This window comes from Rhodospirillaceae bacterium (assembly GCA_002746255.1).
Lineage (GTDB): Bacteria > Pseudomonadota > Alphaproteobacteria.
In genome coordinates this window covers 271609-295888 of record NVWO01000001.1, presented here as the reverse complement: position 1 = coordinate 295888, position 24280 = coordinate 271609, and the positions used below count along the sequence as shown (strand labels likewise).

Genomic DNA, 24280 nt, shown 5'->3' with positions numbered 1-24280 from the left:
AGTCGGCAAGACCTGTACGGACGTAGCCAATGGTGACCACCGCATCCGATCGCATCCTGCGACCCTTTCGGCACAACAGGTTGTTGCAGGGGCTGACCGCGCTGTTTGTCATTGTTTGGCTGGTCGGGGCGATCGCTCCGGTGAACCGCTTCGACTGGTTCCTCGAAAACCTCCTGGTATTCGTGGCCGTCGGGCTGCTTGGCTATTTCTACCGCACCCGGCCCTTGTCGGATTTGTCCTACACGCTGGTTGCCCTCTTTCTGATGCTCCACACGGTCGGTTCCCATTACACCTATGCCATGGTGCCGCCTGGTTTCTGGTTGCAGGACGCGCTCACCCTTGAACGCAATCCCTTCGATCGCATCATTCATTTCAGCTTTGGGGTTCTCAGCTTCTATCCCGTACGCGAGGTTTTATTCCGATATGCGGGCGCCGGACTTTATTTAAGCGCGTTCGTTGCCTTCACCATCATCGCCACGTCAAGCGTTGTGTATGAAATCATTGAATGGATCGTCGCCGTCCTCGTCAGCCCCGAGGCAGCAATGGTCTACCTTGGCACCCAGGGCGATGCGTTCGACGCGCAGAAAGATTCAGCCCTGGCAATTGCCGGCGTATTTTTTGCACTGCTGCTGACGCGGCGATTCATCAAACCAACGCATGCCGAGTGAACAGGCCTGCAAATGACTTTAAAGAAGAAGATGGGTTGGCGGTGTGGGCAATCCGATGCACACCTTAATTAGCATGCGTGCGCTGGTGCATTACCTGTCTGGGGCCCGGGTCTGAAACTTTCTCACAACGCAAAGCAGAAGAGGCTGATTGCAGGGAATATTCCGTCTGATTGATAAAATATTCCCGACCCTTGAAAGCCTGATAGGCCACCCATTCTTTCAACCCGATCACTTCGGGCAAGCCATTAAAATAGCGGGAGAGCTTTTGCATTCCGAGATGGTGTGGATGCTACACTTTGTCCCAAGCCATTTACTCTGACAATTCCGGAGAGGACGATGAGCAACTATTGGTTTGGAAGAAAGCGGGTCGGCTGGGGCATCCGCCCGGCAAGCTGGGAAGGTTGGGCCGTCATTCTCATTTGCATCGCCGTAGGGGTCGGGGCTTATTTCTACTTCTGGACCACGGGTGAGAGGTTGCTCTTCAGTGTCCTATTGGGCATCGATGGGGCCATCTTTGGCGGCATTTGCTGGGCCAAGTTTGATCGGAGAGATCGCGCGTAATTTGTTTTTCTTATTTTTGTGTCGCTTTTTCTTCAAGCTCACAAGCGGCAACACAAGAACCATGCCTTTCTAATAACAGGCCATGTAAATGGGTGCCAATGAACAGCAATTGCTCGATAATTTTTTTGCCGGGATTGCGCGCGACAGCATCTCGTCCTTTATCCAGGCCGTTGTAGAACAGCCACAATTGATGGAGGGCCTGAAAGAGATCGATTTGGTGGTCGGCGCTGTCGCGGCCTTTGCACGAACGAAAGGCTTCGCCTTCTCCGCTGACGACCTGGAAACCTTCCTCGAAGACCGGGTGAAAAAAAAACTGGATGTGGCGGAACTGGATTTACGCCGGGTATTTCAGGACCGTTTTGATCGCGGCAAAATTCCAGCGCCCGTCTTCATGAACAAAACTGCGGCCACCAAAGAACATGTGCTTGATTTTACGTCGGATTCCGACGCCCCCTGCTCTCTGGATCGCGCCGAAATCCTCAAAGGCGACGTCACGGTCATCCGTCAAGCACCGGCAATCGATCACCTGACTTCGGTTTTGCGGGAAATTCTGGAAGAACATTTCAAGCCCTACGATCCGCTCGTCGCCCATGAAAAACTGAACGCGGTATCCTATAAGATGCGCGTCGAAGCGGCCTATGAAGCCCTGCTGGCAGAGAAACAAATCCCCCCCATTCTCACCGCCTTCATGAAAGAAATCGGCGTCCCCCCGGACCAGACCGTTTTTGAATGGCCGGGCATCCGCCTGACCTTCCCTCATGGCAGTGAGCCGCAAGGCTACTACCGCACCACCTGCTCCGGTTCACTGCCGCCCCACCGCGACACCTGGTACGGGTCGCCCCGGCAACAGCTTAATTTATGGGGGCCGATCTATCCTTTGGAAACAAACGGGACCCTTCGCGTGCTGTCCGCTTACTACTGTCGGAGCATCAAAAACAGCTCCCGGGGATACGACGTTTGGCGCAATGCCGTGGGCCTCAATCTCCCCCCCATGCTGCGCGAGCATGTAGACATCTCAAATCCCATCGCGCCGCCTCTGGCGATGGGCGATGTCATGATTTTTGCTGCCCACCACCTTCACCACAGCGCCTTGAACCAGCGCAAAACGACACGCATCACCTTTGAATTTCGCCTTCTTTGCAAGGAAGATAAAGGGGCTAATTATGTTCCACCCAATATTGATTATTTTGGTTTTGGAGAAATCTACAAAGGCTGGTTCCAAAACGATGGGAAGGAAGTCTTTCATAAGCCCTGAGCATGCTCACCCGCTTGGGCCGTGTCAGGGGAACACCGTTGGGCAGAAACGCCTGGATACCAAGCCACAAACGCCCCGCTTGGCTAAGGCGACGGTCGCCCGCTCGCGTTCTTTGTAACGCGAAAAATCTGACCTTCCTGGGAAAGAAAAGCGACCTCATCTTCGGAAACTTCCCAGAGAAAACTGTGCCAGGAGAGAAGCCAGCCATGGCCCATTGGCCCATCGTAATCATTGGCGGAACGACAGGTCCGCAGCACGGTCACATCCAACCCTCTGCAGGGAAAGGAACGATCCCCCACTTCAATCACAAGTTCACCGGTTGCAGGGGTGACGGTTGCGTTCGCACCCAATCGGCCTGCGGAGGCCCCAACCCCCTCCTGATCGACCTTCACGCCATTGGGTTCAAGGCGCGCAGGCTCATGCCGCACGTTCCGGCCCAGGCTGAGGCCGTCAGCTGGGATCGGCTATTTCCAGACGGGCATTAAGAAACGGTGGGTCCCCATGCCATAGGCTTCGACAACAAGTAGAATTTCGTCGCCGACACGCACAACATCGGCCACCTTCCAGGCATTCGCCACCCCGTCCCATAATTCAATGCCGTAAGCTGAAAGGATCGTCCTTTGACTATTTGAGCCTATGCGACTTGACGATGCAATGGGACGGGAGCTGTCATTTTAACGTGACCCAGGCCTCCAAAATACCAGACAAGTTCTCCGCCAGGTGCCTCCCCCATCAAATCGCTGGTTCGGGCACATGTGCCCCGACACGGCATTGTTGGTGTTGGCAGTCAAACTAAGATATGAACCTGCCAATCACGAACAAATTTCGCTGTAAATCCTGACAGACGTCGCTGCAAACAATCCCCGATTAAGGGATTGGCACCTGTCATTCAAAATGGAACTAACACCTTTGAACAAGCCAACGCTTGCCGCCTTCGCCGCTCGTTTATCTTCTGCCAATTTAAATGATTCAGAGCTTCCGCCGTTTACGCCCAACCGTATCAAAATTGAACTGCTCTCTGGTCTTACCGTCGCCCTGGCGCTGGTTCCTGAAGCCGTCGCATTTTCCTTTGTAGCCGGCGTTCATCCTCTCGTCGGTCTCTATGCCGCCTTTATTGTCGGTTTAATTACGGCAGCCATTGGCGGCCGTCGCGGCATGATTTCTGGTGCCACCGGCGCACTTGCCGTTGTCATGGTGGCCCTGGTTGCCAAACACGGCGTCGAATATCTATTCGCGACTGTCGTGCTCATGGGCATATTTCAAATTCTAGCCGGAATTTTTCGTCTTGGAAAATTCATCCGCCTTGTCCCCCACCCGGTTATGCTTGGGTTTGTAAACGGGCTTGCGATTGTTATTTTTCTGGCCCAGCTCACCCAGTTTCAAGTGCTGGGCCCAGATGATGTCAAAGTCTGGATGACCGGACTTCCTTTAATAATTATGTTGGGATTGGTCGTCCTGACCATGCTGATGATTTGGGGGGTTCCCAAAATCACCAACATCATCCCGGCGCCGCTAGCCGGAATTGCCATCGTCTCGGCAATCGTCATTTTCTTTGGCCTTGAGGTGCCTCGTGTCGGTGATTTGGCATCCATAAAAGGCGGCTTCCCACAATTTCACATCCCAATGGTTCCCCTAAACCTGGAAACATTAGAAATAATTTTTCCCTTTGCCTTAATCCTTGCAGCAATTGGCCTGATTGAAAGTCTCCTAACACACAATTTGGTTGGCGAAATCACGGGCCGGCGCGGCGGCGCATCACAAGAATGCATTGCCCAGGGCCTCGCCAATACCGTGACCGGTTTCTTTGGCGGCATGGGAGGCTGCGCGATGATCGGGCAATCCATGATCAATGTAAAATCCGGCGGGCGCACTCGACTTTCAGCCATTTCGGCGGCTTTGTTTTTGCTGGCTTTTATTCTGGTTGGCTCCGACCTGATCGAGCAAATTCCACTTGCGGCTCTGGTCGGCGTCATGTTCATGGTCGTTATTGGCACCTTTGCCTGGCAAAGCCTGGTCATCTTGCGCCGCATCCCCCTGACCGATGCCCTGGTGATGGGACTGGTGACCGTTGTGACGGTTATGAGTGATTTGGCAATTGCGGTTATCGTTGGCGTCATTGTTTCTGCCCTAGCCTACGCTTGGAACAATGCCATTCGCATCCATGCCTCTACCCAGAACACCTCAGACGGCGGCAAGGTCTACTTAATTGAAGGACCGCTGTTTTTTGGTTCAGTTGGTGGGTTTTTAGAAATTTTTGACCCGCAGAATGACCCTGATCTCGTTGTTGTTGATTTTAAAAACAGCCGCGTTGTTGACCAATCTGCGCTTCAAGTCATTGAGGGCTTGGCTCAAAAATATGAAGCACTGGGAAAAACCATTCGACTTCGCCATTTGTCCCGTGATTGTCATCGGCTTCTTCAACGAGCCGGCCAGTTGGTCGAGGATTCTGATGATGACCCAAACTATGGCTTGGTCGTGGATTATGCGATCAAAACAGGAATTCTTGGCAACAGACATTGAAGACTGCGACAAACGGCGCTGTCAGTCTGGTGCGAACCCGCCTCCAAAGTGAGCACGACCGGAAGTCTCAGGCCGCCAATTGACGCCATTCGGCGAGGGCAGCGTCACGTTGAACTTTACGTACATCCTCACCGCCAGGCAGATTACTTCAGGCGAGATGTTGAAACAGCGGGAGGGGTTTTTCATCCGTGACAAGCCATGGAAGCCGACTTCCAAGCTCAAGCTGATGTACTCTGACAATGCCCTTGGACCATCTTGCCACGCCGTACTCTCAAGATTACGCTACGCTCCAGCCTAAAATTATTAGATGCAATTGCGTGCCAACTTACATTTCGTGTGCTCACATGACACCATCTTCACAAAAATTTTCTACCCTTGCCCTTGCAAAAGAAATTGAGTCTCCGGAAAATCCTGGTGCCTTGGAAAGGCGTGTTGCCCTGACACCTGAAGATGTCGGCAAACTTTCCCGGGTGGGCGTTAAAGTTTACGTTGAATACGGCGCTGGAGATGGCGTTGGATTCAACGATGCCGAATACGAAAAAAACAACGCTATTATGCAGCCGTCAGAGCAACTTTATCGAGATAAAGAGCTCATTATCAAGCTTAAGGGACCATCCCTTTCTTCAATTGAAGAGATGCGGGAAGGCTGCACTTTATTCTGCATGGTGCATTTTCACTCCTATCCAGACAGGGCTAAATTACTTCAGGATCGGCGTATCAATGTCATTGCTATGGAAGAAATATCTGAATCGCCAAAGGTTAATACAGATCAGGATATTCTCGGTCGCCTCGCCATGACCGAGGCCTTAAAGCCCTTTTTTGCTAGAAATACCATAGGTAGCTTGCGTGTTCGGGTGCTTGGCTGTAGCAAGCGATTGCATAGTTCTATCCGCCGATGCGGCAATCGCAATCCCCGCTCTTTGCAGATCATTCAGCCAAATCTTTCCTTCGAAGAGCTTGATACGGTCGGCGAAAATGCTCTGTATTTTTATGACAGCCTGGATTTTGAAGACCGACAAGATATTCTGATCAAACTACAGGACAACGGCACACACATTTTTGATCTTTTTGAATTTGAACAACGTCATGGCGAGCAAGCCATTGCCGCTTATCGTGCCAGCCATCCACCCGCCGAATTTGGTTTGCGCCGCATCCAATGTTTGCATGAAACCGGCCAAGCCGGTGCGCGGTACGGCGTTAAATTGCTAAAAGAAAACAAGCCATCATTGGACATAGCGAATGCAAAAGCGATTGTCCTTGGTTATGGCAATGTGGCTCAAGGGGCATTGCATGAATTGCGTAGCCAGGGGGTCAAAAAGATCCATGTGCTGGGCCGCTCGCAAACAGCAAAGGGCCGCATTGATTTTTGGCTAAATGATGTGGACATAGTGATCAACGGCGCAGAACAATCCCCTGAGTTAAGGGGCGTGAACTTTTTGATCAGCAACCAGCACCTCAAAGACATTATTCCGGATCAGTCCGTGGTTATCGACTTGGTCGGTGGGAGCGCAACCAATCGAAGCCCTGTAGAAGCCGTTATCAGTTGCAGTTTTCTGACGGAGCCCCATTTTGTACAAGATGGCGTTACCGTATCGGCTTTGTGGGGATGGCCAATGATGGGCATGATGCGAGAAACGGCCATTCGTTATTCCAGGCAAATTGTTGATGTCTTAATCGGTCCTGAAAAGCTCATTGACGGACTTCATTTGCTCAAACCAGGTGTCCAACGAGCACTCGTCTGTGGCCTTTTTTAACCAGATGCTGTCCGTCCAATGCAAACCCGCCTCCAAATCTCCAGACTTCTGGGTTTTTACGCCGCAAGCTGACGCCACTCGGCGAGGGCAGCCGAACGCCTCTGCTTGAAAACATCGCGGCGATTGAGGTGGCGGTCGTGGTTGAAATGATTGTGGATAGCGGCATGGGCGGCGGCGAATTTCTCCAAGGTCTTTACGTCCCTGAACCGTGCGCGCGTCTGCACGAATAAGAGACGCTGTCGCAAGCCGATTTAGACTGACAACGCCAAAGCAAACACGGGTAGGAGCATTCAAATTTAGTCACGCGTGTCGAGCATAGAATCAAGCTTGCCGATTGCATCAAGGGCGAATAACTCCTCACATCCTCCGATGTGCCTACCGTTCAGGAATATCTGTGGGACGGTGCGCCGTCCGCCGGCGCGGCGTATCATTTCCATTCGTCGCCAAGGCCGTAGGCTGACATTAATTTCCCGGAATTCAACTTTCTTGCGCCTCAAAAGGCGTTTCGCGGAAATGCAATAGCCGCAAAGAAAGCCCGAATAAATTTCTACATCTACCATGGCATTGTCATGTATGGACGCCCTAGGCGTTGCAAGAGAAAGGTGCTGTCAGTAGAATAAAACAAGCCTCAGAAATGTCCGCAACTTCGTTTTCAGGCCGACAATTAACGCCATTCGGCGATGGCCGCGTCACGTTGAACTTTACGTACATCATCACCGCCAGGCGGATTACTTCAGGCGAGCTGTTGAAACAACGGAAAGGATTTCTCATCCGCCAAGGCTACGGAATGCAACACTCTGCCTCAAGCCGATTTACTCTGACAATGCCAGTGAGATCCATGCTCAGATATGGTCCCTTTTTAGATAAGCCTACTTAATCATCGAGCGCCGCTCGAACTTTCCGCGACAGTGTCTCTCTCGTATATGGCTTCGCCAACAGCTCGGCGTCTTCGTCAAGCTTTCCTTGGTGAACGATGGCGTTTTCCGTATAGCCTGAGGTGAACAGAACCTTGATCTTAGGAAAACGCTTCTGTATTTCCTCAGCGACCTGCCGACCGTTCATCCCGTGCGGCAGCACCACGTCTGTGAGCAGCAAATCAATGTGTGAGATACTCTCCTTATCCAGGAGGGCGATGGCTGCTGGGCCGTCTTCCGCCTCTAAGATATGATATCCGTTAATGCTCAGAGCATTAACGACAAAAAATCGAACATCCGGGTCATCCTCAACGACAAAAATGGTCTCGTTTCCCATACGCTCGGTGGATTCAGGCATCTCTACTATGCGCGGGCTTCGAGCCCCGCCCATTATCCTGGGCAAGTACAGCTTGACCGTCGTGCCCTCTCCCGCTTCGCTGTAGATCTTGATATGGCCACCCGATTGCTTGATGAAGCCATGGCTCATACTCAACCCTAGCCCGGTGCCCTTGCCCTGCGCCTTGGTGGTGTAGAACGGATCGAACGCGTGTTCGATTACTTCCGGCGACATCCCGATGCCGGTGTCGGTGACTCCGATCATAACGTACTGGCCGGGGTTCACTTCCTCATGTGCACCGGCATAGGCTTGATCCAGACGGGTGTTGAGCGTCTCTATGGTAAGTTTACCGCCCTCCGGCATGGCATCGCGCGCATTGATGGCAAGATTGAGTATTACGTTCTCCAGTTGGCCCAAATCCACCAAGATTTTCCACAAGCCGCCCGCCAGGACGGTTTCGATCTCAATGTCCTCCCCCAGGGTCTGCTGTATCAACTCGGCCATGTTCGCGACCAGCTTGTTCACATCTACCATCTCTGGCTCCAGGGTCTGCTTGCGTGAGAAGGCCAGCAGACGCTGCGTCAGATCGGCACCCCGGAGACTGGCTTTCCGAGCGACATCTAGGAATCGAACCAACTTATCATCATCGGGAATGCGTCTTTGTGCCAACTCCAGGTTGCCAAGGATGGCCTGAAGAAGATTATTAAAATCATGCGCAATGCCCCCCGTTAGCTGCCCCATTGCTTCCATCTTTTGGGACTGTCGTAACTGATACTCGGCCTGCTTTCGCAGTGTGATATCGCGCAAGACCCCGATGAATAGCCGCCGCCCATTCATATGCATAACGCTGATGGAGAGCTCTAATGGAAACCGCCTTCCATTTTTGTCCAGTCCCACAACCTCCTGCGCGCCGACGTCAATGATTTTGCCTTTCCCTGTACGCAAGTAGCTCTCAATGTAGCCGTCATGTTCACTGTGATATGGCTCTGGCATTAGAACCGAAACGTTTTGACCGCAAATTTGGTCAACCGAGTGACCAAACATGATCTCGGCAGAGTGATTAATGGTCTCAACGATACCGTGCTCATTGATCGTGACGACCCCATCCGTCACATTATCCAAGATTGCCTGTAAGCGTACCTCTTTGTCGCGCAGCTCCCTTTCTGAAGCTTTTCGTTCTGAGATGTCGTTGAAGGTCACCACAGCACCCACCAACGCCCCATTCTTACGAAGCGGTCTGCTGATGTATTCGACAGGGAAACTTGTCCCATCCTTTCGCCATAGAATCTCGTCTTCTGTGTGCTGGGTGGTTCCGTCTCTGAACGCCGCATACATCGGACATTCTTCGACGGGATAGCTGGATCCATCGGGATGACTGTGGTGAATGAGCGAGTGTACCTTCTGGCCGATAAACTCATTCGGCGAATATCCAACCATCCGAGCCACGGCAGCATTCATGAAGATGGCCTTTCCTCCCAAATCCAATCCATAGATTCCTTCGCCTGCTGCCTCCAAGAGCATGCGGAGTTGTTCCTCGTGCTCACGAAGCGCTTCCTCAAGAACTTCCTGTTCCGTGATGTTTTTGGCAACAGAGAAAATCTCTGTCAGCCGACCGTGCTTATCCAATATCGGCAACGTTGTCCTTTGAAAGACGCAGCGGCGCCCTCTCAAGAAAAACTCGAACTTTTGTTCATAAATGGGGTTTAAGGAATCGACCACTCGCTGGTCGATTTCGAGAGAACGTGTGATTGTTTCTCTTTTTTTATCTCCCACGAAGAACGCGTCCGCGGTTTTTCCGATCATCTCTTCCCGAGAAACACCGAGTGTTCGTTCATATTGTCGATTCACCCATTTGTAGTGCCCTTCGCTATCTTTGAAGGACACCAGAAGTGGTAAAAAATCTAAAATGGGTTGAAGCGTTTGCAGAGCTTCTTCAAAAGATTGCTCCGGCGCCAATAATTTTTTTACGTGCTTTCGCAAATCAATGGCCTTGCGAACCGTTGATCGCAAGGACTTGGGAAACGTCCGGACAAGTGCGTCTATCAGAAACACTTTAAGTTCCCCCTAAGCCAAACGATTAACAAGATGTGAAAGGCACCCTCGGCTGAACGAATAACATCATTCGTCAAGGATTACTTTGACCCTCACGGCATTCGGTCTTGATCTTTGGCCTCTCCCGCCATGAAGAGGCCGAAGACCGTCATCAGCCAAATGGAACCCCACATCATGACCGGAACTTCGACTCGCTTCTACCTAGCAAACAGAGACCCAGAAGAAACAGCATATATCAATCATCTGCTTGCGGAGGGGAATCGGAAGCAGAGGTATTAAGGCATATTTTCCCAATAAGACGTTCGAACATTTTGATGGGAATTGGTTTGTCGACAACCGCGAAAATACCGAGATTGGCCCGGTTCGCTTCCGTCACGGCATTTGGAACACCGGACATGATGACGATTGGTACATCCGGGGCATCTCGATGAATCCGACGAGCGGCTTCAATACCATCCATATCGGGCATCTTGACATCCATGAGCACTAGATCAGGGTGGTATATTTCAGATTTTATCACCGCTTGAGAGCCGGTCTGTGCGCAGACACATTTTATTCCTAGGCCATCAACAACCTCTTCCAATATCTGAACCAACGCCGAATCATCATCGACGATCAGTACGACATTTTGATTTTCCCACATCTGTACCTCCTATAACCTCCATTAAGGTCATTGCTCCCCCACAGGGAATTCCTAGGGGTTGTTAGCGCCGATCTTTCGGACTCGTATCCGATACCCGTCCTCGTTGAAGGAAACCAATTGCTGCAGCGTCTCGATCTGCGTAATTGGGCGCACCGTGTCGATTAAGTTATCGAGGACATACTCGTTTCCTTTAAGTCGCACGATCAGCACCGAATGCAATTGGTGACGCTTGCCAGTGAGGACAAATACAATGCGAAGGTCCTCGGCTGGAAAACCGAGGTGGCGCAGAAAAATGTATTTCGCAATCGCATAATCATCGCAGTCGCCCCCATAGGCAAAAAATTCGTGAGGACTTGCCCAGAAATCCTTCACACCATAATTTTTCATATCCGATACGTACGGCGTCGAATTCACAAAAATATTTACTTGAACGAGTTGAATCTCTTTAGCATCAGCTGGCAATTTAAGAAGTTCCAGCCAGGCGTGAGTATGATTCACTTCCTTGTGCGCCTTCATTGATCGTTCATGCCGGCTCAATACGGCGGTGAGCCTTGGCAACTGCGGGCGACTGAGAGATCCTTTTTTGGGGGCCTCCATCAACCGTTCATGTCGGCTCGATGGGGCGAGGTTTAGTGACTGTGGGCGACCAACGGATTCGCCCCGCGCTAATTTCAGATGATTAGTGGCGGGAATAATTGCGTTCAGTCGTTCAGCCAGCCATGCTTGCCCGGTTTCTTCGTAGAAGTAAAAACCGGTTGCGCTAATAGCTAAAGCAACGAGACTCCATCCGAGAGCCTTCCGGCTCAGTATGGGCTTCCTAGACATTGGGAAATTCCTTAACAGCGAAGTCTACACTAGAAGCACAATCTCAAGAACCACGATCTCAGAGAAAAGGCTAACAAATAGTTAACGCGCCTTCAAGTTAACCCATTTTTAAATTGAATAATTACAAAAGGTTCACCGCGAACCCTGCAGGCTGGGAAGAGCTGTTGCTTCCAACAGCCTAGATTCCGGTTGATTTCCGGCGATTCGCAGCTAGCCCTTATTTTGGGAACTATCCGGTTAGCGTATTGGTGGTCGTTCTGCTTATCCTCGGGATTGTAGCGCTCGTCAAATATCTCTTTTTCTAATCACAAGTGATGAAGGTGTGAACGAAAGCTATGTTGGACATCATCTTCGCCTTGCCTTCCTCGCCCCCGACATCGTCGAAGCCATTCTCGACGGCTCTCAGCCGGTTGATCTCGATATGAAACGCCTCCTCAAAGGCATCCCACTCACCTGGGAAGATCAACGGCGGGAGTTTGGGCTTAATTAGCGGCACTCTATAGCTTAGAATCGACTTCAAGAATTCGAAAACCTGCCTTTGTCTTTTACGAAAGTGGACGTTACATATCCGAAAAATGATTGGGGACATAAATTAAAAATTATGGTCAAAGGACGTCGTTCTAAAAGGGGAAGAAGCGATGAAAACTTTTGATGTTTATAAGCATCCTATCCAAGGATACCAGGCGGTAAAGCAAGGCTTTTGCTGGCCAGCATTATTTTTCACCATAATCTGGGCTTTCGCGGCAAAGATGTGGGCACTTGGTTTCACGATTCTGGGGATTATTTTCACGCTGAGTCTTGTCGAAACAGTAGCAGAAGGATTCCAGCCGCAGGTGTCCGTTTCTGTGCCAACGCCTTCCAAATCCCCTAGCTATCCCAGACTAAGTGCGCACACGCATGCAGTGCCTATAGAGGAGCCTAAAAAGCTTTCCTCTTTTAAGCGAGGAGCAGTGGATCCCCGACGGGCGCGCATCGCGGCGGGTATTGCTTATGAACAAGCGGGTCTAAAGGAAAAAGAACCGCTTGTTCCACTTAACCCTCATAAAGAGGATGACACGCTTGGGGCGATTGATGTTGCAGCCGCTTATTTTACGCAGCACACGGTCTTCGGGGGGGGCACTCGCAGAGCAGGTAAGAGAATCTGTAGAAGGCGGGAGGGGCGCTGGAAGGGATCAGACGTTTAACCCTTACAGCCACTTCCTGGACAATGAGAAAGACTTCGCTGATGTTAAAGAGGAAGTCGCTAACGGAACCTTCGATAGCGTCTTGTCCCCTCGTGAATTCCAAGCAAAAACCAATCAGATCAGGCGTGAAAACAAACGCCGGGAGACGATTGGCAAGGGGGGTATAGGGGGGCATATTCTCGGAACGACAGCGATGTTCCTTAACGTGTCCACCCTCGTTCCTATCTTAGGGCCAGCTACGAAAACCCTAAGCGCAGGGAAGAATGAAAAAGTCGAGTGGATAATATTGTTTGCACAACTGGCGCTCTTCATCCTAGTTGGCGTAAAAGGCAATGATTGGAGACGGGGCAACTTGGCCAAACGTGGCTTTGAAAAGTTGAATGCTATCGAAGCAGAAACACCAAATATAGCTATTGCTGCGGTTGCGAACCAAACAGCAAATAATAAATAATTTATCACGCTGCTGATTGCTCTTCTATTTATTGGAAATACCTTGCGATGAACCAGATATCATTAAACCAGCTTGCCAGGAAACGAATTAAACAGGAGGATTTTAGCCCCTGGCTTCTAGAACTTAAGGCCATGCAAGATCGGCCTGCTGCAATTGTTGCCGCTACCTTAGTCGAAGACGCGCTTTATGATGTTCTCATAGATCAGATGGCAAAACTCTCCAAACAAGAACACAATGAGCTGTTCCTAGGGGATAGCCCGTTATCGAAATTCTCGGCAAAAATAAGATTATGCCGAGCCCTAAAATTGATCGACAAGGAATGCGCCACGGATATAAACACGGTCAAGAATATTAGAAACGTGTTCGCACATGCGAGAATCTCTCTAGATTTTGGCACCCCCGAGATTGCCAGCCAAATCAAAGAAATATCGATGATCAAGCGACTCGCTAGCAAGGAAATGAAACTCCTCCTGCCAAAGTCCGCCGAAATGTGCAAAAAAATTCAAATGAATACGCCGCGCGAAAAATTCATGGGGCAATGCATAATTATATCTTGGTGGCTCACAAACGTTTCACCCGGTTCCAACCTGATACAACAACTGGGATGAACGCGACCCGTTCCTGTGCGTTTTCATATCCATTCAAAAACCTTGCTATCTAATCAGCGTTGGCCCCAGCCAGTTATTGTCATAAACGATCACATCCCCCCCACCCAACCAAACCGGACTGCCGAATTGCGCGATGGAGAAAAGTTCCGTCCCGCTGCAGATATCACCGAACGATTCCGTTCTCCCGGTCCGGCTTGCAATGCGGCTCGGCGCAAAGGCCCGCGGAACGCCGCCATTTGCGCTGGCGGCCTGGGCATTCTCTGAAAATCGCTGAGAGAACAAGACTTGGTGGCGGAGGACGCAGTCTGCTGCGAACCTGTCTCTGGGTGACTTCCCTGTTTAACAGGGAAAATACAGGGAATTTCTGCGAATTGCCCCCACATCAGGCCCTCGTCAACCCTATAACGAACTGAATTTGTTAGTGTTTTGGCTAATTTCCCTACTCAACGGAACAGGGAATTTAATCCACGGAACAGGGAATTATTCGCCCGATCAAGGAACCGCTTCTCTTTGAAAATGTCTCGGCGGTTTAGATGGTGGTCATGGTTGAAATGATTGTTGATCGAGGCGTGGACGGCTGCGAATTTCTGATACGCACAACCTGCTGAAAGCCCAGGGTTATGTCCCAGATCGCATCGTGACCGATAAGCTCCCGTCCTACAGTGCAGCCCATGGTCCTGCTGTTTAGGTGGCAACGCCCAAGGAATTGTTCATCTATTCAGGGATACAGCCGTGGGGCTTGTCGATGTGACCTAGGTCGCGACCCAGGGCGACGATGTCACGGAGACGTTGCTTCAGCTCCTTGATCTCGGGGAAGAGGCCCTCGACCTTGCGATCCCAGAGCACTTCGCCGCCGGCAATGCGGACGCGGAACACCCCGCCCTCGGTGTTGGGGATCAGCGTCACGCCTCTGAGTTCCCCTTCAAATGTGCCAAGCAGCTCTTGTGCCACCCACGCGGCGCGCGGCAACCACTTGCACCCGGTACAGTACTCGATTTCGATGAGGCGGAGTTCATCGGTCATGGGGCACCTTATTGAGAAGAGTGAAAATCCCTGTGCTAAGCTTCTTGAAAGGGCATCCGGATGGGATAAAGATTTAGTGGGCAATTAAGGACAGATCCTTGCCAATATACGACAAGAGCACACGCGAGTTAGGGGCTTTCTTTTGTGCGAATTTCAAACTGACGCACTACCGACGCCGTTCACCGGTGGACGGCCCATCCATAAAGCGATAGGATTTTACTGGGTCTTGAGGTGATGCTACAGAGGGTGCCAAACCTGAGGAATGCAAGCGAAATTGACCTTGATGCGAACTCACCGGTTCCATGACGGCGTCAATAGAAACTTATTCTTTCAACACCCGACATCCTTATCGATCATCTCAAGGCCTTCCTTCCAGTGTGCCCATCGGTGCACTGCAGTAGCACGCCGACGCTACCAGCCCCTGCCCACTCCGGCCACTGACTTAACGTGTCAATGCCTCGCCGAGTCGCACAAAGCGCCTGGTCAGCATCAACGCCCAGGTTGAGGCGTTCACGAAAAGCGAGTCGCTGCCTCCTAGATGCGCCGCCCAATCAACGGTCGCGATCTTGTCATAGATGAGGCGGTCGGCGGTCTCGACATCCGGAATGCGAAGCAAGGCTTCTGCCAGGCAAAGCAGCGCAACACCTTCTGCACTTGAAAGCCCGTAAGCCTAGAGGAACGATTCTAAGCCGCTCGCCTCCTTCGTCCGCTTGCGCACCGCCTCAACGAACCGGCTGGCCCGCTTCACGACGCGTGCGCGGGCCTTGGTGGAAAGACCCGTTTTTGCTAACAGCTGCGCAACCGCGGCCGTCTCGTTGATCCGGTAGGCTTTCTGGATCTGGGCTCGGGTCCCGGTCCGGACTGTCGACGGTTCCTTAAATATCATGCTCTGCCCCGATTCTCACGTGGCATTAATCCTCGCCTTGGCATTGTCACATGAATGAATTTGATGTCTATTATGTCTACTTAGAGAAGTGCCTGAACGTAATAAACATAAAGGGTTAATCAGAGACAGAAAATGCCATGTTCAACCCATGGCTAGTTAATGTGACAATCCCCAAAGCGGATATAATTTCGCTAGGCACAGTCGCATAGAGCCGCCCGACTAACTTGGAGGCGCGCCATCAATCATGAAGCAGATATACCCTGATTTATGGCAGACACTCCCGGAGCATCCGTTCGGGCCAGAGATGTCTACACACGCGTATCTCCTCACGAGAGACGCGGGCAATGTTCTCTTTTATAGCTCCGGGCATTTGGATGAACACCAACATATTCTCCGGCTCGGAGGGATTGACCGCCAGTATTTAAGTCATCGTGACGAAGCTGGAGACGCCTTGGTTCGTATCAAAGAGACGTTTGGATCGAAGCTCTATTGTCACAAGCTTGAGGAAGGAGCAATCCGTGCCACGTGTCCCGTAGACCTGACGTTCGAGAAGCGGGAATTTCAGCTTGGTGATATCGAGGTCATACCGACGCCTGGTCATACGGAAGGAAGCGCATGCTTCATGTACGAATCACCGCATGGAGACACGTATCTCTTTACGGGCGATACTATCTTTCTAAGGAACGACTCTTGGGGAACCTTCGTGTCGAACGAGCACAAGCGTAGATTAAAGGAAAGCCTGGAGTTGTTGGGTAGCCTGAAGCCAAGCGTGGTCATTTCCAGTGCTTCGGTCGGCCCCTTTCCGTTCAAGGGAATATTACCCGGTGAATGGCCGACAATCCTAGAGGATGCCATTCGCTCACTCGCGTTAAGATGATAGCAAATTAACACAAGGAGGATTCGAATGAGTAACAATGTGTACAAGGTGGTCCGTCTCGTCGGTTCCTCTTCGTCAAGCATCGAAGAGGCCATTCAGAACGCGATCAAAAAGGCTTCGAAGACACTAAAAAACCTACGATGGTTTGATGTCATCGAGACTCGCGGCCATATAGAGGACGGCAAGGTTGACCACTTCCAGGTAACACTGGAGGTAGGATTCACGCTGGAAAATTAAGTCGCGCAAGCTTCAACTTTTTTTGCTTGATTGACTTTCGTTTCCAAGTGCGCGCCAGACATGCGGCTGTGGCCTACCCTCATTAAGCAACCCACTCTCTAAAGTAGAGATTGGCGTGGTTTAAGTTGCGACCAAAAGTTCGGGTGCCATTGCAGCATGCGTTAGGCCTTTTTCACGGCAATCTCATTCACTTTGGCCGCCATGATAAAGTCGTTTTTGTGCAACCCCTTGATTTTCTTTGTCTGCCAAGAGATGGCTGCAAAGCCCCAGCCGAATGAAATGTCCGGGTGGTGGCCTTCTGCCTCCGAAAGGGTTCCAACCGCCTCCACAAAATCGAATGCTTCCTTGAAGTTTTTGAAGGTGAAGCGCTTTTCAATTCGCGCGCCTTCGTCACATAGCGCCCAGCCTGGGGTCTGGGCAAGATGCTTTTCTGCCTCTTCCGGCTTTAGGGGCGGAATTCCCCCCTGGCAAGGGGTGCAGGTTTTCGCCGTTAAATCCATCATGCTTTCTCCATTGTTTACATAGGTAACACGGCGGGCTTCAAATTTTTCATTGTCGATTTTCCGATTGCGCTCTGAATTGTTTCCTCAATGCTCGCCGAAGAAAAACCAGAAAGATGGGCAATCTTTAAAGTTTATCACTCATTAGAATCCTCTCGTTAAAACAATGCCTGGTCCGGCAGGCGGTCGATTTCGGCAACGTCGTTGGGCTCGATCCGTACGTGTAGAGCCTGCGCCGAATCGCGCACACTTGATACCCTGCTCGCCCCCGGAATTGGGAAGATGTGATGCCCTTTCTGCAGAAGCCACGCCAGGGCGATGCCATAGGGCGAGGCTTCGTATTTTTCGGAAAGACGCCGGAAGAGCGGATGCTTTGGCAACCGCACGTGGCCTCCATGGCCTCCCACGGGACTGTAAGGCACATAGGCGATGCCCTTTTCCTGGCAGAGACGGACGAGGCCGTTGTTAAAGTCCTTTTTGAAGAATGGATTGCAGCGATTTTGAACCGCCGCGACGGCCGTTCGGCCAAGCGCGAATTCGAGTTCTGCCCGATCGATGTTCGACAACCCGATGTTGAGGATCTTTCCTTCTTCCTTAAGCTGAATCAATTCCCCAAGCGAATCATCAAAGGGCACGTTCGAGTCCACCGCGTGGAGGTAATAGAGGGGGATTGCCTCGCACTGCAGATCGTTAAGGCTCTTCTCGCACGAGGCACGTAGCCATTTTTGGCTTCCATCCGTTACCCATGCCCCTTTCGGCCGCCGCAGGCCACCTTTGGTGGCGACCAGCACGGCCTCGCGCGCGCCGATCCGCGTCAGCGCCTTGTCGAGAAGGTGCTCGTTGTGGCCAATATCCGAATCGTCCAGGCAGTAGACATTGGAAGTGTCGATGAAATTGCCGCCAGATTCGACGAATGCCGCAACAACTTCGAAGGCTTGGGACTCAGCGGGCCGCCCGGCGATGGAAAGCGGCATCGCGCCAAGTCCGATCGGCCTTACCTCCCACCCCGTTCCGTTCAAGCCCTGGTTCATTCGTCGCCTCCCCCGAGCCGCCTTCCGGCAACCTTCGGATCGCCGCGCCCGAGTTTGTCGGGAAGGGCCTTTCCCTTCGGCACAAAGGCCATGGCAACCGAGTTCAGGCAGTAGCGGGTGCCAGTCGGCGACGGGCCGTCAGGGAAGACGTGGCCCAAATGGCCATCACATCGGGCGCAGAGGATCTCGATCCGTTCCATCCCGAATGCTTGGTCGCGGCGTTCGGTGATATGGCGATCATCGTAGGCCTCGAAGAAGCTCGGCCAGCCGGTGGCGGATTCGAATTTCGCCTTCGCCTTAAACAGCGGCAGGCCACAGAGCCGGCAAACATAGGCGCCGTCTTGCTTGTTTTCGAGCAGACGGCCGTAGAAGGGCCGTTCCGTCCCACGGTCAAGCAGAACACGCCTCGCCTCCCCATCAAGGTCGGCGGTGAGCCTTTGCATCTCCTCGGCATCTGGCGGACGAAGGTCAAACGCCTTCATAGCTAGTTTCCACGGCGATTGAGTTGAATGCGCGTGTAGGCGCCTTCGATGTTAAGCGGAGACCATGTTGAAAACTGATCCCAGGACTTGTATTTGGAAAGATCTACTGCGGCCTTGGTTTCTTCGAGGCTCTTTCCCATACGGGCCTGCGCAAGCACCTGATTGTAGAGATCTCCCATATATTCCCGGAAGGCCGTAACGTCGGCTTTCGTGCCAAGTTGCCCATGGCCCGGCGCAAGGATGTCGAAATCCATGCGCTCTACACGCGCGAGAGATTGAATCCACTCTGGTAGATAGGCATCCGAGAAATCCTTGTACGCAACGGTTTTCACCGGAATAAAATCGACGGCGAAGAGTGTCCGCTCGGCAGGAAACCGCATAACGATCATGTTGTCGGAATGGTTCTTGCCGAGATAGTGCAGTTCGACTGTTTTACCGCCAAGTTCAATCGTCATCCTTCTTTTGAAGGTGATCTGCGGCACGGCGGTCGGTCGTTTTTCGCCGATGATTGTGCGTTTCGCTTTTTCGTGAGCGATAACGATAGCGCCGTCTTTTGCGAAAACTTCACCGCCCGAACTGTGGTCTACATGGTCGTGGCTGTAGATCACATACCGAATCGGTTTTCCGAAACGGCTGGCGATTTCAGATTTAAGCCATTGGGCAGCCTCGGCATTAATCGGATCGGTGGCGATGACGCCGTCTGGCGTTACCAGAAACACCGAATAGTGGAAGTCGTTCTGAAACCGGTAAAGGTCGCCGGTAATCTGGGTGATTGTCCGATTAGGCGCACTTTGAGCATATGCCGCGGCAGCACCTGCGAGCAATACCACCCCCGCTAGAAATGTTTTTATGACATGAAACATGACTCGCCCTCCACTTGCCGGCAACGGGGTATTATCACATCAACAAGCCATCGGAATGCCGGTTTTCCCCTCATTTTCTTAGGTCGTCAATAAAGAGACTGTCTGGCGGATCGGCCTCAAGTTGACCGAGCCGGGGATCGTAGCGGAACAAGGTCGCGCAATAGGGGCAGAGGATCGTGTCCGCCACCCCCATATCAAGATAGATATGCGGGTGGTCCAGAGGTGCCGAAGCACCGGCGCACTTAAACTCTTTGACGCCGATTCGAATCTCCGGGATTCCCCGGTCGTTCTTGAACTTCGCATAATCGTCATGCGCCATCGTATCCAGCCAATGCGTTCTCGATGATTCCGATCTCGGTCAAAGGACAATCTCAGCAGATTGCTGTTATGGGAGAAATTTTCGCTAACATCGAGTTTCGCAGTAGGTCTATTGCCTTGCCATTTAGACTTCCCTGATCTGAATGTCGTTGCCCTCCAGGCGGACCTCGTAAATAGAGACGGGATCGTCGGTGATACAGCCTTCCTGGGCCTCGCCGGTTCGGACGTTGAACCGCGTGAAGTGCCAGGGGCAGGTGACGATATCGCCTTCGAACTCACCATCCACCAACCCGCCGCCGGCGTGCGGACAGGTGTTGTTGAAGGCGAAGTACTCGCCGTCAACGTTGGCGATGACGATTTCTTCACCGTCCAGATCGACCAGTTTCATGTCTCCAAGTGCTAGGTCCGTCGTATTCGTGACGGTTTGGAACTCAGACACCGCGTACCCTCTTGTCGGCAGTTGGATGAAGTGTTTACGCATTATCAAGTGGGAACCTGGAATTGGGATTCAATGGTCTTCGACCTGAAACGGCCAAGAACCGGCAACACGCGTGAATTCTGGATAGGCCGCGGCGCCTTCAAAAGGTGTTTTCCTCCGTACCGCCCGGTTTTGTGAGATTTAGGGCCTCCAACCCTCGTGGCTGGGTGTCCGCTGGCTAGGCAGCGACGTTCGGCACCCCGCAGAGACACTCTATCTGCTTGTCAAGATAGTTTTGAAACGCTACTATTATTGCGTGATGATGGAGCCGAAAATAGGCAGTCGCGTCATCGCCGAACTGCTCGTACGTCTCGGGCGTATCGCGGCCGGCGAAGGACTTGTGGAGGGACTAACGCCGACGCAGTGGGCCGTGCTTAGGTGGTTCGCGCGGGCCAACCGCTTCTCGCGAACGCCGTCGGCCTTCGCAGCGTACCATTGCACGACCCGGGGCACGGCCTCGCAGACGATCAAGAACCTGGTTGCACAGGACTATCTGACACAGACCCGATCCAAAGCCGATGGACGCAGCATCCGACTAGACCTCACCGATAAGACCAGGGCCGTTCTTGCCAACGACCCCCTGGAAGCCCTGGTCGGAGCCGCGGACGCCCTGTCCCCCGGTGTCCGCGGCCATTTTTCCAACGTTCTTCAACGCATGCTCGGCCAAGTGGCACTAGAGAGCGGAAAACGTCCTTTCGGCACATGCATGTCCTGTGAGCATCTGCGAGGTGAAGGCTGCTGTCTGGAGAGGCAGGCCCCTTATGCCTGCGGTTTCGTGGGCAAACCGCTGGAACTGGGGGAACTCGGCGAGCTCTGCATCAACTTCGGACTGAGGAAGGCCTCGGCCATCAAGCGCCCGAGCAGCGGAGCGGCAATATAATGAGGTCTTTGCCACCGTCAGTCATCACGATCGTCGATGGGGAGATCTCGATCAATGTCGAGGTGCTTGCGCCCAGGCTCAACATCTCGGCCGAGGCGTTCAATGCGGAGATGCGCAAGGGCATCGTGTACAGCGTCGCCAAGACAGGCGTCAACGAGGACGCCGGCCGGACGCGTCTCACTTTCGGGTATCACACGCGAGCCTGGACCGTGGTGGTCGAGGCCGACGGTACATTGGTCGAGCGCATTGCCCCCACCGCCAAAGCACCGCTGGCGAACACCGATCATCCAAGTCTGCCCGATTTCGTCGGGCCCGCGTCATGACTGCCAGAGCTTGGGGTCACGCCGCGACGTCGACCGTTGAGGACAACACGTCTGGAACGCTCGCCCGCCGGCTTCGAGCGCATCTTCAAGCGGTCGCCAGGCAGCGCCTCCCGATCACCTATCAGGCGGCGGCGAAAGCGCTGCAGCTAACGCCCCCGAATACCATTCATCAGGTGGCGCTGGCGCTGGAGCAACTGATGGAGGAAGACGCAGAGGCGGATCGTCCCTACCTTGCGGCCATCGTCATAAGCCGGTCGCGCGGCGGCTTGCCGGCGCCGGGCTTCTTCGACTTTGCCCGGCGCCTTGGGCGGTTCGCCGGCGATCCCGCCGGCCCCGAGGCCAGGGCTTTCCACGCGCAGGAACTCAACGCTGCGATCGCGTTCTGCGCTGCGAGCAGGATCCCTGGCGAAAAAGCTTGAATGACCGGTGGGAGGTGCTGTCAGTCTAATGGAGCCAGTCTCCAAAATGGCAGAAAACCTCGCTTTCAGGCCGCCAAATGACGCCGTCATCCGCGAGTTCGGCGAGTTTGAATATCACAAATTTCGTCTGTATCTTTGGGGTGCGGCCTACGAATTCCTGTCACGCAGTCTCGATTGCTACCGCATGGTGCTCACCAAGCCAAAATTGGCGGCTTAGTTACTGCTGGCGCATCGGATCATACGGAGGCAGGCCATCGTCACTCTTAAATGCCAGCCCTAGTCTAGCGTGCGAAGCACGTCGAGCAGTTCGCTGAATTCATGGATCACGACCTCGACGCCGAGTTCGTCAAGGGGCAGCGTGGAATACCCGTAACTGCAGAACACGTGCGGGATGCCCGCGTTGCGCGCGCCTTCGATATCAACGTCCGTGTCCCCAACAAGGACGCTCTCTTCTGGCGCCGCTCCTACCGCCTCCAGCGTTTTCAACACATGTTCGGCCTCGGGCTTCTTCGTGCCGCCGAAGCTATCGCCGCCGGCTACGAATTCAAAATAGTCATCCAGCCCTGTCATGGTGAGCGTGCGGACAGCAGAGGCTTTCGGCTTGTTCGAACAGACAACAAGGCGCAAGCCCGCTTCCCGCAGGGCCGTCAATGTTTCCATCACGCCTGCATAGGGCGCCGTCAATTGCGTCTCAGGGTATTCATAATATTGACGGAATAGTTTGACTTTTTTTTCGAGAGCATCCTTAGAAAGCGTCTCCCCGCGCAACGCAAAGGCCCCTGAAACGAGATCGGATGCATGTCCCTTCAAAAGGGGCATCATCTCCTCACGCGTAATCGGGTCATGCGCCACCGCCGTCAGCAATTTGTTGAAGGCAGCCTGCAAGTCAGCGGCGCTGTCGATCAGTGTGCCGTCTACATCGAAGAGGATGGTGGTACGCCGGAAACGCATAGACGAGACAATACGACTAGCAGATTGCGAGTCAACACACCAACAGAGAGGACGATGCTGTCAGTCTAATAAAATAAGCCTCATAAATACCCGGCAACCTCGCTTTCAGGCCGCCAATTGACGCCATTCGGCGAGGGCAGCCGAGCGGTTCTGCTTGAAAATGTCTCGATGGTTGAGGTGGCGGTTGTGATTGAAATGATCGTGGATCAAGATATGGGCGGCGGCGAACTTTTGCAGGGTTTTTATGTTCCTGAACTTCGACATCGCACCCTCTTACCTACCGCAGCCACAGCGGATAACGGATGCACATCATCACTACCCGGCTCGCCAAACCGGACTGCGGAATGGCGCGGTGGAGAAAAGTTCCGCACCAAAGTGGATCTCACGAAGTGACTCTGTTCTCCCGGTCCGGTTTAAAACGCGCCTCGGCGCAAAGGCCCGCGGAACGCCGCCATTTGCGCCGACGGCCTGGGCATCCTCTGAAAATCACGCGGAGAACAAGACTTGCTGGCGGAGTGCGCAGTCTTGTGCGAACCCGTCTCCGCCGATTTCCCTGTATCTGTCTAAAACAGGGAATTTTTTAAAAAATTCGCCCGGGTGCGCCCCTTAAATCCCCCACAACTTGCTGATATTGCAGCTTATTCAGCCGAATTCCCTACGCGATAGAACAGGGAATTTACGCCACAAAACAGGGACCTTCGAGCGGCGGATCAAGGAATGGTCCTACCGGACGAAGGAACCTGCAAAACAACGACGGGAAGACAGATCAGCCAGGCCGATCCAATCCTGGGCGATCGGGATGTGAACCGAAAGAACCCTTAAGTTCCGCCACTTTCTGGCCGCCTCTCCCATCTGGCCCCAGCGCGAAGTCGACGCTCCACATCCCGTCAGGAGCGCGGTTACGCCGTTTTTTCGATCCCGACCGTCAAATACGACGTCAATAAATCCAGCCTTATCCCCAGACGCAAACGGGATATTTTTCCATGAAGTGGGATGAAATCTTGTTTTTGTGGGATGGCTTGAAGTAATATCGTCTAACTACTTAACTAGAACTATGCCTTTTTCAGAAAATAGCTCCATATATCGATCTTTTATATGGACATGCGCATATGTATGCTTTACTGCTATTTATATACAAGAAAAATTCTATTGTTTAAAACCATGCCAGAGAGGCAGATTCGATTCAAACCGAAAAAGAACATTATAGCAACATCTGTTTCCGAAAGGTATGTCAGAATGA

At 52.6% G+C, this 24280-nt stretch carries 29 protein-coding genes and 2 pseudogenes; 14 read left to right on the top strand and 17 right to left on the bottom strand.

The genetic code is table 11. The features are described from left to right. Nucleotides 1–29: 29 nt before the first annotated feature. Entirely contained in the window at nt 30–668 is a 639-nt protein-coding gene (locus tag COA65_01450) for a hypothetical protein (protein ID PCJ61642.1), read from the top strand. A 64-nt stretch (nt 669–732) separates the two neighbouring features. Here the strand turns inward: COA65_01450 and COA65_01445 are convergent, their stop codons facing one another. After that, nucleotides 733–939, bottom strand: coding sequence for a hypothetical protein (locus tag COA65_01445; protein PCJ61641.1), 207 nt, complete (start codon nt 937–939; stop codon nt 733–735). Between the two features lie 378 nt (nt 940–1317). On the opposite strand from COA65_01445, the gene COA65_01440 reads away from it, so the two are divergent. Continuing rightward, nucleotides 1318–2484, top strand: coding sequence for a hypothetical protein (locus COA65_01440; protein PCJ61640.1), 1167 nt, complete (start codon nt 1318–1320; stop codon nt 2482–2484). Nucleotides 2485–2567: 83 nt separating this feature from the next. Here COA65_01440 and COA65_01435 read toward each other — a convergent pair whose 3' ends face one another. Further along, a complete protein-coding gene (locus COA65_01435; protein PCJ61639.1) occupies nt 2568–2912 on the bottom strand; it encodes a hypothetical protein in 345 nt (114 codons plus the stop codon). A 466-nt stretch (nt 2913–3378) separates the two neighbouring features. Between COA65_01435 and COA65_01430 the strand changes: the two genes are divergently transcribed. Then, complete coding sequence (locus tag COA65_01430) at nt 3379–5004, top strand: sodium-independent anion transporter (GenBank protein ID PCJ61638.1); 1626 nt, start codon at nt 3379–3381, stop codon at nt 5002–5004. 344 nt (nt 5005–5348) lie between these two features. Next, a complete protein-coding gene (locus COA65_01425) occupies nt 5349–6758 on the top strand; it encodes an alanine dehydrogenase (protein PCJ61637.1) in 1410 nt (469 codons plus the stop codon). 56 nt (nt 6759–6814) lie between these two features. On the opposite strand, the gene COA65_01420 is transcribed toward COA65_01425, so the two are convergent. From COA65_01420 to COA65_01395, 6 genes are all read right to left on the bottom strand, one after another. Next, entirely contained in the window at nt 6815–7003 is a 189-nt protein-coding gene (locus tag COA65_01420; protein ID PCJ61636.1) for a hypothetical protein, read from the bottom strand. A gap of 51 nt (nt 7004–7054) precedes the next feature. Further along, nucleotides 7055–7318: a glutaredoxin 3 gene (gene grxC / locus COA65_01415; GenBank protein ID PCJ61635.1), complete on the bottom strand. Its 264-nt coding sequence runs from the start codon at nt 7316–7318 to the stop codon at nt 7055–7057. Between the two features lie 313 nt (nt 7319–7631). Beyond that, nucleotides 7632–10061, bottom strand: coding sequence for a hybrid sensor histidine kinase/response regulator (locus COA65_01410; protein PCJ61634.1), 2430 nt, complete (start codon nt 10059–10061; stop codon nt 7632–7634). A 235-nt stretch (nt 10062–10296) separates the two neighbouring features. Then, nucleotides 10297–10704 carry a hypothetical protein gene (locus COA65_01405; GenBank protein ID PCJ61633.1) on the bottom strand — a complete coding sequence of 136 codons (408 nt, stop codon included), beginning with the start codon at nt 10702–10704 and terminating at the stop codon, nt 10297–10299. Nucleotides 10705–10755: 51 nt separating this feature from the next. After that, nucleotides 10756–11529, bottom strand: a complete 774-nt coding sequence (locus COA65_01400) for a hypothetical protein (GenBank protein ID PCJ61632.1) — start codon at nt 11527–11529, stop codon at nt 10756–10758. Between the two features lie 301 nt (nt 11530–11830). Then, nucleotides 11831–12118: a hypothetical protein gene (locus COA65_01395; GenBank protein PCJ61631.1), complete on the bottom strand. Its 288-nt coding sequence runs from the start codon at nt 12116–12118 to the stop codon at nt 11831–11833. 49 nt (nt 12119–12167) lie between these two features. On the opposite strand from COA65_01395, the gene COA65_01390 reads away from it, so the two are divergent. The 3 genes from COA65_01390 to COA65_01380 all read left to right on the top strand — a co-directional run bounded on the left by COA65_01390 (nt 12168) and on the right by COA65_01380 (nt 13772). Beyond that, complete coding sequence (locus tag COA65_01390) at nt 12168–12713, top strand: hypothetical protein (GenBank protein PCJ61630.1); 546 nt, start codon at nt 12168–12170, stop codon at nt 12711–12713. Nucleotides 12714–12795: 82 nt separating this feature from the next. Next, nucleotides 12796–13164, top strand: coding sequence for a hypothetical protein (locus COA65_01385; protein ID PCJ61629.1), 369 nt, complete (start codon nt 12796–12798; stop codon nt 13162–13164). 47 nt (nt 13165–13211) lie between these two features. After that, complete coding sequence (locus COA65_01380; protein ID PCJ61628.1) at nt 13212–13772, top strand: hypothetical protein; 561 nt, start codon at nt 13212–13214, stop codon at nt 13770–13772. A gap of 714 nt (nt 13773–14486) precedes the next feature. Here COA65_01380 and COA65_01375 read toward each other — a convergent pair. Both COA65_01375 and COA65_01370 read right to left on the bottom strand, forming a co-directional pair. Next, entirely contained in the window at nt 14487–14795 is a 309-nt protein-coding gene (locus tag COA65_01375) for a hypothetical protein (GenBank protein ID PCJ61627.1), read from the bottom strand. A 442-nt stretch (nt 14796–15237) separates the two neighbouring features. After that, nucleotides 15238–15681 (bottom strand): annotated as a pseudogene (locus COA65_01370) (hypothetical protein). Between the two features lie 244 nt (nt 15682–15925). Here COA65_01370 and COA65_01365 point away from each other — a divergent pair. Together COA65_01365 and COA65_01360 are read left to right on the top strand one after the other, a co-directional pair. After that, nucleotides 15926–16492 (top strand): annotated as a pseudogene (locus tag COA65_01365) (metallohydrolase). Between the two features lie 93 nt (nt 16493–16585). Next, on the top strand, nt 16586–16795 hold the full coding sequence (locus COA65_01360; GenBank protein ID PCJ61626.1) for a dodecin flavoprotein: 210 nt from the start codon (nt 16586–16588) through the stop codon (nt 16793–16795). Between the two features lie 161 nt (nt 16796–16956). Here the strand turns inward: COA65_01360 and COA65_01355 are convergent, their stop codons facing one another. The 6 genes from COA65_01355 to COA65_01330 form a co-directional block, all read right to left on the bottom strand. Next, nucleotides 16957–17295: a pterin-4-alpha-carbinolamine dehydratase gene (locus COA65_01355; protein ID PCJ61766.1), complete on the bottom strand. Its 339-nt coding sequence runs from the start codon at nt 17293–17295 to the stop codon at nt 16957–16959. 158 nt (nt 17296–17453) lie between these two features. Then, entirely contained in the window at nt 17454–18326 is an 873-nt protein-coding gene (locus COA65_01350; protein PCJ61625.1) for an aldo/keto reductase, read from the bottom strand. Further along, entirely contained in the window at nt 18323–18808 is a 486-nt protein-coding gene (msrB, locus tag COA65_01345; GenBank protein ID PCJ61624.1) for a peptide-methionine (R)-S-oxide reductase, read from the bottom strand. The genes COA65_01350 and msrB overlap by 4 nt, the downstream gene beginning before the upstream one ends. A 2-nt stretch (nt 18809–18810) precedes the next feature. Then, nucleotides 18811–19671 (bottom strand): MBL fold metallo-hydrolase, encoded by an 861-nt coding sequence (locus COA65_01340; protein ID PCJ61623.1) that lies wholly within the window; start codon nt 19669–19671, stop codon nt 18811–18813. A 70-nt stretch (nt 19672–19741) separates the two neighbouring features. Further along, a complete protein-coding gene (locus tag COA65_01335; protein ID PCJ61622.1) occupies nt 19742–19990 on the bottom strand; it encodes a hypothetical protein in 249 nt (82 codons plus the stop codon). Between the two features lie 123 nt (nt 19991–20113). Next, nucleotides 20114–20470: a hypothetical protein gene (locus tag COA65_01330; GenBank protein ID PCJ61621.1), complete on the bottom strand. Its 357-nt coding sequence runs from the start codon at nt 20468–20470 to the stop codon at nt 20114–20116. A 253-nt stretch (nt 20471–20723) separates the two neighbouring features. Here COA65_01330 and COA65_01325 point away from each other — a divergent pair, with 253 nt between their 5' ends. The 4 genes from COA65_01325 (at nt 20724) to COA65_01310 (ending at nt 22306) form a co-directional block, all read left to right on the top strand. Continuing rightward, nucleotides 20724–21347 (top strand): transcriptional regulator, encoded by a 624-nt coding sequence (locus tag COA65_01325; GenBank protein ID PCJ61620.1) that lies wholly within the window; start codon nt 20724–20726, stop codon nt 21345–21347. Further along, a complete protein-coding gene (locus COA65_01320) occupies nt 21347–21670 on the top strand; it encodes a hypothetical protein (protein PCJ61619.1) in 324 nt (107 codons plus the stop codon). The genes COA65_01325 and COA65_01320 overlap by 1 nt, the downstream gene beginning before the upstream one ends. A gap of 113 nt (nt 21671–21783) precedes the next feature. Beyond that, the gene (locus tag COA65_01315; protein ID PCJ61765.1) at nt 21784–22089 is read left to right on the top strand and encodes a hypothetical protein; all 306 of its coding nucleotides are present in this window, start codon (nt 21784–21786) and stop codon (nt 22087–22089) included. Between the two features lie 28 nt (nt 22090–22117). Further along, nucleotides 22118–22306 (top strand): hypothetical protein, encoded by a 189-nt coding sequence (locus tag COA65_01310; GenBank protein PCJ61618.1) that lies wholly within the window; start codon nt 22118–22120, stop codon nt 22304–22306. Nucleotides 22307–22365: 59 nt separating this feature from the next. On the opposite strand, the gene COA65_01305 is transcribed toward COA65_01310, so the two are convergent. Further along, complete coding sequence (locus COA65_01305; GenBank protein ID PCJ61617.1) at nt 22366–23040, bottom strand: phosphoglycolate phosphatase; 675 nt, start codon at nt 23038–23040, stop codon at nt 22366–22368. A 117-nt stretch (nt 23041–23157) separates the two neighbouring features. Here COA65_01305 and COA65_01300 point away from each other — a divergent pair, with 117 nt between their 5' ends. Next, nucleotides 23158–23433, top strand: a complete 276-nt coding sequence (locus tag COA65_01300; GenBank protein ID PCJ61616.1) for a hypothetical protein — start codon at nt 23158–23160, stop codon at nt 23431–23433. The last annotated feature ends 847 nt before the right edge of the window (nt 23434–24280 follow it).

Coding starts and splice junctions, on each gene's coding strand:
- COA65_01440 (PCJ61640.1), top strand. CDS start 1,318: ATGGGTGCCAATGAACAGCAATTGCTCGATAATTTTTTTGCCGGGATT.
- COA65_01450 (PCJ61642.1), top strand. CDS start 30: ATGGTGACCACCGCATCCGATCGCATCCTGCGACCCTTTCGGCACAAC.
- COA65_01375 (PCJ61627.1), bottom strand. CDS start 14,795: ATGACCGATGAACTCCGCCTCATCGAAATCGAGTACTGTACCGGGTGC.
- COA65_01340 (PCJ61623.1), bottom strand. CDS start 19,671: ATGTTTCATGTCATAAAAACATTTCTAGCGGGGGTGGTATTGCTCGCA.
- COA65_01425 (PCJ61637.1), top strand. CDS start 5,349: ATGACACCATCTTCACAAAAATTTTCTACCCTTGCCCTTGCAAAAGAA.
- COA65_01430 (PCJ61638.1), top strand. CDS start 3,379: ATGGAACTAACACCTTTGAACAAGCCAACGCTTGCCGCCTTCGCCGCT.
- COA65_01335 (PCJ61622.1), bottom strand. CDS start 19,990: ATGGCGCATGACGATTATGCGAAGTTCAAGAACGACCGGGGAATCCCG.
- COA65_01320 (PCJ61619.1), top strand. CDS start 21,347: ATGAGGTCTTTGCCACCGTCAGTCATCACGATCGTCGATGGGGAGATC.
- COA65_01445 (PCJ61641.1), bottom strand. CDS start 939: ATGCAAAAGCTCTCCCGCTATTTTAATGGCTTGCCCGAAGTGATCGGG.
- COA65_01350 (PCJ61625.1), bottom strand. CDS start 18,326: ATGAACCAGGGCTTGAACGGAACGGGGTGGGAGGTAAGGCCGATCGGA.
- COA65_01395 (PCJ61631.1), bottom strand. CDS start 12,118: ATGTCCCCAATCATTTTTCGGATATGTAACGTCCACTTTCGTAAAAGA.
- COA65_01405 (PCJ61633.1), bottom strand. CDS start 10,704: ATGTGGGAAAATCAAAATGTCGTACTGATCGTCGATGATGATTCGGCG.
- grxC (PCJ61635.1), bottom strand. CDS start 7,318: ATGGTAGATGTAGAAATTTATTCGGGCTTTCTTTGCGGCTATTGCATT.
- COA65_01310 (PCJ61618.1), top strand. CDS start 22,118: ATGGAGCCAGTCTCCAAAATGGCAGAAAACCTCGCTTTCAGGCCGCCA.
- COA65_01380 (PCJ61628.1), top strand. CDS start 13,212: ATGAACCAGATATCATTAAACCAGCTTGCCAGGAAACGAATTAAACAG.
- COA65_01330 (PCJ61621.1), bottom strand. CDS start 20,470: ATGCGTAAACACTTCATCCAACTGCCGACAAGAGGGTACGCGGTGTCT.
- COA65_01355 (PCJ61766.1), bottom strand. CDS start 17,295: ATGGATTTAACGGCGAAAACCTGCACCCCTTGCCAGGGGGGAATTCCG.
- COA65_01400 (PCJ61632.1), bottom strand. CDS start 11,529: ATGTCTAGGAAGCCCATACTGAGCCGGAAGGCTCTCGGATGGAGTCTC.
- COA65_01305 (PCJ61617.1), bottom strand. CDS start 23,040: ATGCGTTTCCGGCGTACCACCATCCTCTTCGATGTAGACGGCACACTG.
- COA65_01390 (PCJ61630.1), top strand. CDS start 12,168: ATGAAAACTTTTGATGTTTATAAGCATCCTATCCAAGGATACCAGGCG.
- COA65_01360 (PCJ61626.1), top strand. CDS start 16,586: ATGAGTAACAATGTGTACAAGGTGGTCCGTCTCGTCGGTTCCTCTTCG.
- msrB (PCJ61624.1), bottom strand. CDS start 18,808: ATGAAGGCGTTTGACCTTCGTCCGCCAGATGCCGAGGAGATGCAAAGG.